Origin of the sequence: Peribacillus sp. NPDC097675, assembly GCF_050277655.1 — a bacterium.
Lineage (GTDB): Bacteria > Bacillota > Bacilli > Bacillales > DSM-1321 > Peribacillus.
This window is the reverse complement of sequence record NZ_JBNNSK010000010.1, coordinates 201,383-210,514: the sequence shown is the minus strand read 5'-3', so window position 1 is coordinate 210,514 and position 9,132 is coordinate 201,383. Positions and strand designations below refer to the sequence as shown.

Below are 9,132 nucleotides of genomic sequence, written 5' to 3'. Positions count from 1 at the left end.
TTTTACAAGAAAAGACGGTTTTTTTGTATGCTTTTTTCAATAGAAAAAGGGCTGCCCTCAAAAGTCATTTTCCTGACTTTTGGGACAGCCCCTTTTTCTTATAAAGAAGTTTGCTGTTCACGCAGCAGCATTTCTTCTTTCGTATAGATTACCTGCATCGGATTCCCGCCGACAAAAGCGCCCTCAGGAACATCCTTATGGACCAGCGTCCCCGCTGAAACAATCGCCCCATCACCGATGGTAAGTCCCGGAAGAATTGTTGAATTGGCTCCGATCAGCACTTCATCTCCAATGACGACTTCCCCCAAGCGATATTCATTAATCAAATATTCATGAGCGAGTATCGTCGTATTATAGCCAATTACGGTATTCCGCCCCACCGAGATCTTTTCCGGAAACATGACATCCGGCATGACCATCAAGGCGAATGAGGTATGCTTCCCCACTTTCATCTGCAAAAAGGTCCGGTACAGCCAATTTTTCATGCCTAAAAACGGTGTATATCTTGCTAGCTGAATCACAATAAAATTCTTTACGACTTTCCAGAAAGGAACGGTTTTATACACATGCCAAAGTGAATTGGCCCCATCTACTGGAAAGCGGGTCGTCCGTCTCATTTCTTAACCTCTTCAAGCTCTTCAACCTCTATGATATCCAATAAATCGGACATGTTATCAAGCATATAATCCGGATGAAAGCCCTCCAAGAACTCACGACCCTTAATGGACCATGCGACACCGGCCGTTTTGGTGCCGGTATTTTTCCCGCCAAGTATATCATGATGGCTATCACCGATCATGATTGCCTCCTCAGGAACCGAATGGAGTTGCTTTAATGCTTTTAGCAACGGCTCTGGATCCGGTTTCGCATGTTTCACTTCATCTAGAGTGACAACGACATCAAAGAACTGATCAAGTTTGCATAAACGCAAACCCTTTTCGACAATATCACGTTTTTTCGTCGTCACGACCGCCAGTTTATAACCGCTTCGTTTCAACGTTTGAACCGTTTCGAATACCCCATCAAACTGGGTAACGAGTGTATCATGATTTTTCCAATTATGTTCTCGATAGCGGGCGATCATGTCATCCGCACGGTCCGGGTCGATTGAAGTAAACGTATCAACCAATGTCGGACCAATGAATGGAATGATATCCTCCCGCTTGAATTGTCCCGGACAATAATGGTTCAATGTTTCGGTAAAGGAACCGATTATCAATTCATTCGTATTGATCAACGTCCCATCCAGGTCAAATAATAGTGTAGTTATTTTACTGTTCATATGCGGCATCCTTCCTCTGTACACTGTCATATCGATTCCAAATATAAGAGACTATCATCGTCAAGCCAATGGCTGTGACTAGCCTAATCAGTAATAACGGTAAAACTGGAATCCCCAGTGGTATAAAGATTAATGTATCTTCGATCACGGCATGGCAAGCTACTAAGAAAATGAACGCGAGGGTCATATCCTTCTTCGACACATTGTCTTCTTTAGCGGCCTGAATCATCACACCTGCACCATAGGCAAGGCCGAGTGTAAGCCCTGCTACAAATGGCATCGACGTATTGGGCTTCATCCCCAGTATTTTCATAAAAGGAGCAAGAGACTTGGAGAAGACCTCCAGCCATTTCAAGTCTTTCATAATCTGAACAACAACCATAAGGGGTATCACGATGAGCGCCAGCTGTCCAATTCCGTATAGAGCCTGGATGACCCCATGTAAAAGAATCGCACCCGTCCCGGTAATCTCGACTGTCTCCGGGACAGCAAAACCATGTGCCGTTTCCGCTCCACCCTGCCAAACGAGATTGATGAGGACAGCAGACAATAAGGCAAGACCGACTCGGACGGTCAAAATGACCCAAAGCTTCACGCCTGTCTTCATGGCTACCCCTGATTCGATAAATAAATTATGTGAAAAGGATAACATCATGGCAATGATAAAGACTTCTTTTACAGTGAGATCCAGCGTCAAGATTCCTGCAATCGCTGCATACAAGTTCAAGAAGTTTCCTAGGACAAGCGGAATCGCTGCATCCCCTGGAAGGCCAATTAGATTCATCAGGGGGGCTATCAGGTTAATCATCCAAGGTAATACGGGTGTATATTGAAGTACCGTCACAATTAATGTAACCGGAAAAATCACTTTCCCCAATGTCCAAGTTGTATTTAAACCAGAAAGAAGCCCCTTTTTAACGGAATCTACTATCACTACACCCTCTCCTTTTACACATATTCTCTATGCATCTAAATATCGTTTATCAGCCTGACCACTAAATCTCCTATAAAGGATCAAAGCGACAGCCACAATCACTAAAACTATGGATATCACTTGGGCCATCCGAAGGGATTCCGTCAGCATCAAGCTATCTGTCCGTAGCCGTTCCACGAAAAATCGACCGATGGAATACCATAGAACGTAGGTTAAGAATAGCTCCCCCCTGCGCATGTTCACTTTACGTAATAACAGAAGAATAATCACGCCGACAATGTTCCATACCGATTCGTATAAAAAAGTTGGATGATAATACGTGCCATTTATGTACATTTGATTAACAATGAACTCAGGAAGATGTAAGTTTTCCAAGAAGGCTCTCGTTACTTCCCCACCGTGCGCTTCCTGATTCATGAAATTACCCCAACGGCCAATGGCCTGACCTAATAACAAACTTGGCGCAGCAATATCCACTAGCTTCCAAAATGAAACATTCTTTATTCTGGCAAAGATAATGGCCGTCAATACGGAACCGATTAACGCTCCGTGGATGGCAATTCCACCATTCCATATCTTAATGATATCCCCAGGATTTTGTGAATAATAATCCCATTGGAAGATGACATAATAAATACGTGCACAGATGATTGCGATTGGCACTGCAAACAGAATCAAATCCGTAAATATTTCCTTATCAAGTCCCCGGCGTTCTGATTCCCTTAAGGCAATGATAAGACCCAATAATACGCCGAAGCCGATAATCAGCCCATACCAATGGATCTGGATGGACCCGATTTCTATTGCAATCGGGTTTAATGGTTGTATTCCTTGCTCCATTTTGTCTCCTCTTTTCCTATAACTTTACTTAAAATTCATCATTGTCCGAATCGGCAATAGCATTATTCAGACGATCCGAAAACTGTTCCGCAGCGTTTACACCCATGCGTTTTAATCGATAATTCATGGCCGCCACTTCAATGATGACAGCTAAGTTTCGTCCCGGGCGAACTGGAACGGTGATTTTCGTAACCTCTGTATCAATGATTTTCATTGTCTCTTCATCCAGGCCGACTCGGTCATATTGCTTATTCTTTTCCCAAAGTTCAAGATTGATAACGATGGAAATTTTCTTGTTACTCCGAACCGCACCGGCCCCGAATAATGTCATGACATTGATGATGCCGAGGCCCCTTATTTCAAGCAGGTGCTCGATTAAATCCGGGGCATTCCCGACAAGCGTATCCTGATCTTCCTGGCGGATTTCGACACAATCATCAGCGACAAGGCGATGTCCACGTTTAACGAGTTCAAGTGCTGTCTCGCTTTTACCGACCCCGCTTTTTCCAGTAATCAGCACGCCCAACCCATATATATCCACCAACACACCATGAATTGCTGTAGTGGGCGCTAATTTGCTTTCGAGAAAGTTAGTCAGACGGCTAAATAGCCTTGTTGTTTTCATGGAAGACCTCATCACAGGAACCGACTCTCGCTCAGATGCTTCAATTAACTCGATAGGCACTTCCTGACCACGGGTAACGATGATCCCCGGTGTATAGTCTCTACAAAGTTCTTCCATTCGCTGGATACGGTCTGCCTCATTCAGACGGTTAAAAAAGGACATTTCCGTCATACCCAGAAGTTGTACACGATCTGCTGGATAATAATCAAAAAATCCGGCTATTTCTAACCCCGGTCGAGATAAATCACTCGTAACGATTGGCCGGTTAATGCCTTCCTCACCACTGATAAGTTCAAGGTCGAATGCTTCGACTACATCCTTAGTACGTACTTTTGCCATATATCTTTCCTCCTTTTTGGAGCGATGCTTATTTTTAGAGATACTTTTTCATTTTAGCATTATTCTGTAAATAACCAAACAACGCGTATTCAATTAATTCTTTTTTCCAATCAATAAGCTACTTTCTTCCTCTCTCACTTGATTATAATAATAAAGTATTTTTCGAAAGGAAGGGAAGATCCATGAAAATCGTCATTGATGCCGGCCATGGTTATAAAACCCCCGGCAAACAATCGCCTGATGGCATGAAGGAATATGATTTCAATCGGGAAACGGCTGCCTTCACTAGACAATACTTAGAAAGGACGGATGCCCTCACCGTCCATTTCGTCCATGAAGACGGCAGGGACGTTCCTCTTAGTGAACGAGTCCATAAAGCCCATGCCCTTGGAGCTGACCTATATGTATCCATCCATGCAAACACCGCCGGTACTGGTAATTGGCATGAGGCACATGGAATCGAAACATACGTTTATGTCTCTAAACCAAGTGATGCTCTTTCCCTCGCTGAAAAGGTCCAAGAAAACCTTGTGAAAGCCACACGGTTAAAAAATAGAGGGGTGAAGACGCCAATTTTCAAGTTTTACGCGAAACAAAATGTACGGCCATATTAATCGAGTGTGGCTTTATGACCAATCAAGATGAAGCCGCACTATTAAAGACGAAAACCTATCGGAAAATATGCGGGGAGTCCATTGCCAAAAGCATACTCGCCCATTATAAGCTTCAAAAGGAGCTGCCCTCCTCCACACTCTATAAAGTACAAATGGGAGCTTTCTCGGAAAAGAAAAATGCCGAAGCCCTTGTCAATAAATTGGCCAAAGATGGTTACCAAGCCTTCATTACCACATAACCATAAATAAAGCCCGTCAGTCTAACTGGCGGGCTTCCACTTTCTATTTACCTTAAGAAACCGTAATTGCCGCCGTTTTCGTATCGGCAAATACGTGTAGTACCGGGTCTTCCAGTTTAGTCGTTTTAAATTTAAGCACCTTTTGGACCACATCACTTTTTTCTTCGACGATGGTCATGCCTTCTAAACTTACGTTAAAGCTTCCCAAATTAGACTTCAACTCACCTTCGATTGCCTTTCCTGGAGGCAAGACAAGTTGGACTTTCCCGGTAATCGATTTGGCATGAATGGCTTCGCAATCCTGCGACACATTCTTGCAGACAATTTCCCCGTTAAAAGACTGAACATCCATCTTCTTGAAGTTTCCTTCCGCATTGATTGCGCCGTTTAACGTTTCAGCTTCTAGTTCATCATAATCCGTATCGGAAATGGTAATCGTCCCGTTACCCGTTTCAAGTTCACATGTTTCACCTTTCCCATGCAGAATTTGAATCACACCGTTTGCCGTTTTTGCCTTAAGTTTTTCTACTGTCAGGGATTCTGTTGTTATCGCACCGTTAAACAACCTAACCTGAATGTCCTCATACTCCTTGCGGGGAATATAAAGCACCGTATCAACCTTCATCGTCTTTTCACGGACCTTGAACTTCATCTTCCCGGCTTCGATTCCAAAGTGAACTTCTTCTAAAAAGGTTTCCCTCGCTTTATCTATATCTTCCACTCGATAGACTTTGGCCTGACATTCCACTCGAACTTCCTGCTGATCCCAGGTAGCGATTTTCACTTTTCCATTTGCGACATCAATATCGATTTCGTCCAGGATCTCATAATCATGTTGAAAAATGTGGCTAACCTCAATCGATTTTCCAAAATTAAAATCCAAATCCGTTTCTTTGATTTTTTTATATGCACTTTCTACGAAACCTAGAATTTTTTCCTTAGAGGATTGTACATTCTTCTTAAATGAATCCTGGGCATTTTCTTCGCTTGTCTGATGGACCACTACGGTGGATAGTTCATTTTGCAATTTTTGCTCTTTTGCATCGCTTTCCATGCTAGCTTTTTCTAAATCGTTTAAAAGATTCAATGCTTCTTCCGCTGTCAGCTTTCCATCTTGGACCATTTCTAAGATTCTATGTTTTTCTGCTTGCATCATTAACCATCCCCACTTTCTTAGTGTACTTACACATACATACGCCTAGTCAGGTAAAAAGTTTCATAAATATTCCAATTCCATTTCTCGACACTGTATGGCGACAATTTTTGAAAAGGGGAATGGTTACATTTCCCCGGAAATAACGGACTTCTCTTGCTACTAATCAAATGATTGATTAAAAGAAACCTTCCATATTTCTACAAAAAGCAAGCCGATTGGCTTGCTTTAAACATGTTCATGTTCTTTTTCTTCTATCCATTTCTCCATCCGGTTTTGATCCCGAGTCAACACAGGCTTTAAGTATTTTCCTGTATACGATTCTGTGACTTCACAGATTTTCTCAGGTGTTCCGTACGTTACAATCGTCCCACCTTTATCTCCACCTTCAGGACCCAAGTCAATGATATGGTCAGAAGCCTTGATGACATCGAGGTTATGCTCGATAACGAGAACGGTATCCCCATTGTCCACGAGCCGTTGCAAGACTTCAAGCAACCTGGCTATATCATGAACGTGAAGCCCGGTAGTCGGTTCATCCAAGATATAAAATGAACGTCCAGTTGAACGACGATGCAATTCAGAAGCAAGTTTTACCCTTTGCGCCTCACCGCCTGAAAGGGTCGTAGCCGGTTGGCCAAGCTTGATATATCCAAGGCCCACATCAAATAACGTTTGGATTTTCCGTTTGATTTTCGGTATATTTTCGAAGAAACTGACACCTTCCTCGACCGTCATATCCAGAATATCAGAAATCGTTTTCCCTTTATATTTCACTTCAAGCGTTTCTCGGTTATACCGCTTTCCATGGCAGACTTCACATGGGACATATACATCAGGAAGGAAATGCATTTCAATTTTAATGATTCCGTCACCACGGCATGCTTCACAGCGACCACCTTTCACATTAAAGCTGAACCGTCCTTTTTTATATCCACGGATTTTCGCTTCATTCGTTGAAGCAAAAACGTCTCGAATATCATCGAATACGCCTGTATAGGTAGCTGGGTTAGAACGTGGCGTTCTTCCAATAGGCGATTGATCAATATCAATGACTTTATCTAAATGCTCAATCCCTTTAATCTCGCGGTATTCGCCAGGTCTAGCCTTGGCACGATTAAGCTTTTGCGCAAGAGATTTATGAAGGATTTCATTCACTAATGTACTTTTACCAGAGCCTGAAACCCCCGTGACGGCGATGAATACTCCAAGCGGGAATTTAACATTGACGTTTTTCAGGTTGTTTTGCTTAGCCCCTTTTACTTCAATGACTCGACCGTCATTTTTCCGGCGTTCTAACGGAAGCGGGATGAATTTCTTCCCTGATAAGTATTGGCCAGTTAATGATTCCGTATTGTTCATGACCTCTTCAGGGGTACCGGCAGCCACGATTTCTCCACCATGAGCACCCGCTCCTGGTCCGACATCAATTAGGTAATCGGCCGCAAGCATTGTATCTTCATCATGTTCAACCACTATGAGCGTGTTTCCGATTTCTCTCATGTTTTTTAACGTTTCGATCAATCGGTCGTTATCGCGCTGATGTAAACCGATGGATGGCTCATCCAAAATATACAGCACGCCCGTCAGGCGGGAACCAATCTGGGTGGCAAGCCGAATACGTTGTGCTTCACCACCTGATAATGTTCCTGCTGCTCGGCTCAACGTCAAATAATCCAATCCTACGTTATCAAGGAAACCAAGGCGTTCCCTAATCTCCCGTAAAATCAACTTCGCAATCGCGGCTTCTTTTTCCGTCAAATCCAGCTTATCGAAAAATAATAAGGACTCTTCTACAGATAATGCCGTTGTTTCGCTTATATTAGCACCTTGAATGAGTACGGAAAGACTTTCTTTTTTCAAACGTTGTCCCTTGCATGTAGGGCAAGGGTTCTCCGACATGTATTTCTGCATTTGCTCTCGAATATAATCGGAGTTCGTTTCCTTAAAGCGCCGTTCGACATTTCGTAAAACCCCTTCGAACGGGATATGCCCTTCCTGCACTCTTCCAAAATCGTTTTTATAGCGGAAATAGATTTTATCCTTACCAGAGCCCAATAAGATTTTCTCCATCTTCTCTTCCGGAAGGTCTTTGACCGGTACATCCATATCGATGTCATAATGATTCGCTACAGCTTCAAGGAGCTGTGGGTAATATTGAGAGCTCGTCGGTTCCCAAGGAGCGATGGCATGCTGACGAAGACTTAAATCTTTATTCGGGATGATCAAATCACGGTCCACTTCAAGCCTTGCACCTAAACCATCACAATCGGGGCAAGCACCGAATGGACTATTGAAGGAGAACATCCTTGGCTCCAGCTCACCGATGGAAAATCCACAGAGTGGGCAAGCATGGTCCTCACTGAAGAGCAGTTCTTCTTCACCCATCACATCGATAATGACCTTGCCATCTCCAAGTTTCAAAGCACTTTCCAGGGAGTCTGCAAGTCTTGCCCGAATTCCCTCTTTAATGACAATCCGGTCGATGATGACTTCTATCGAATGCTTTTTATTCTTTTCAAGAGTGATATCGTCACTGAGGTCAAACATCTCCCCATCCACGCGAATGCGCACATACCCTTGTTTTTTCACTTCTTCCAGCACTTTTACATGTGTACCTTTTCTTCCCGAAACGAGCGGTGCCAATACTTGAAGCTTTGTCCGTTCCGGATAGTCCAGTATACGATCCACCATTTGTTCAATCGTTTGGGAACTAATCTCGATATGATGGATTGGACAGGTTGGCCTTCCAACCCTTGCATATAACAACCTTAAATAATCATAAATTTCGGTTACGGTCCCAACAGTCGAACGGGGGTTTTTACTCGTTGTTTTCTGATCGATTGAAATCGCCGGAGATAACCCCTCGATCATGTCGACATCCGGTTTGTCCACTTGTCCTAAAAATTGGCGGGCATAAGCCGAAAGGGATTCCACATACCGTCTTTGCCCTTCCGCATATATCGTATCAAAAGCCAAGGACGACTTCCCAGAACCAGATAATCCCGTCAGTACCACAAGTTTATCTCTAGGTATCGTGACGTCGACATTCTTTAGATTGTTAGTCCTGGCTCCCTTAATCACAATTTTATCCATTGCCATGTTT

Annotated in this window: 8 protein-coding genes and 1 pseudogene; 2 read left to right on the top strand and 7 right to left on the bottom strand. The window is 43.4% G+C overall.

Annotation, left to right across the window (positions count from 1 at the left end):
* Positions 1-98 precede the first annotated feature (98 nt).
* From ACQKL5_RS16120 to hprK, 5 genes are read right to left on the bottom strand one after another with little or no spacing between them, the layout of a single operon-like run.
* Complete coding sequence (locus ACQKL5_RS16120; RefSeq protein ID WP_427609894.1) at positions 99-617, bottom strand: acyltransferase; 519 nt, start codon at positions 615-617, stop codon at positions 99-101.
* Positions 614-1,282, bottom strand: coding sequence for a pyrophosphatase PpaX (ppaX, locus tag ACQKL5_RS16115; protein WP_427609893.1), 669 nt, complete (start codon positions 1,280-1,282; stop codon positions 614-616). The genes ACQKL5_RS16120 and ppaX overlap by 4 nt, the downstream gene beginning before the upstream one ends.
* On the bottom strand, positions 1,272-2,216 hold the full coding sequence (locus ACQKL5_RS16110; protein WP_427609892.1) for a nucleoside recognition domain-containing protein: 945 nt from the start codon (positions 2,214-2,216) through the stop codon (positions 1,272-1,274). Before ACQKL5_RS16110 ends, ppaX begins: the two co-directional genes overlap by 11 nt.
* A 27-nt stretch (positions 2,217-2,243) precedes the next feature.
* Entirely contained in the window at positions 2,244-3,056 is an 813-nt protein-coding gene (lgt, locus tag ACQKL5_RS16105) for a prolipoprotein diacylglyceryl transferase (protein ID WP_427609891.1), read from the bottom strand.
* Positions 3,057-3,084: 28 nt separating this feature from the next.
* Positions 3,085-4,020, bottom strand: a complete 936-nt coding sequence (gene hprK / locus ACQKL5_RS16100; RefSeq protein WP_427609890.1) for an HPr(Ser) kinase/phosphatase — start codon at positions 4,018-4,020, stop codon at positions 3,085-3,087.
* 182 nt (positions 4,021-4,202) lie between these two features.
* Between hprK and ACQKL5_RS16095 the strand changes: the two are divergent.
* Together ACQKL5_RS16095 and ACQKL5_RS16090 are read left to right on the top strand one after the other, a co-directional pair.
* Positions 4,203-4,672 (top strand): annotated as a pseudogene (locus ACQKL5_RS16095) (N-acetylmuramoyl-L-alanine amidase); the annotation flags it as partial.
* Positions 4,649-4,873, top strand: coding sequence for an SPOR domain-containing protein (locus ACQKL5_RS16090; protein WP_427609903.1), 225 nt, complete (start codon positions 4,649-4,651; stop codon positions 4,871-4,873). The pseudogene ACQKL5_RS16095 and the gene ACQKL5_RS16090, both read left to right, overlap by 24 nt.
* A 52-nt stretch (positions 4,874-4,925) precedes the next feature.
* On the opposite strand, the gene ACQKL5_RS16085 is transcribed toward ACQKL5_RS16090, so the two are convergent.
* Together ACQKL5_RS16085 and uvrA are read right to left on the bottom strand one after the other, a co-directional pair.
* Entirely contained in the window at positions 4,926-6,026 is a 1,101-nt protein-coding gene (locus tag ACQKL5_RS16085) for a DUF4097 family beta strand repeat-containing protein (RefSeq protein WP_427609889.1), read from the bottom strand.
* A gap of 228 nt (positions 6,027-6,254) precedes the next feature.
* The gene (uvrA, locus tag ACQKL5_RS16080) at positions 6,255-9,128 is read right to left on the bottom strand and encodes an excinuclease ABC subunit UvrA (protein WP_427609888.1); all 2,874 of its coding nucleotides are present in this window, start codon (positions 9,126-9,128) and stop codon (positions 6,255-6,257) included.
* Positions 9,129-9,132 lie beyond the last annotated feature (4 nt).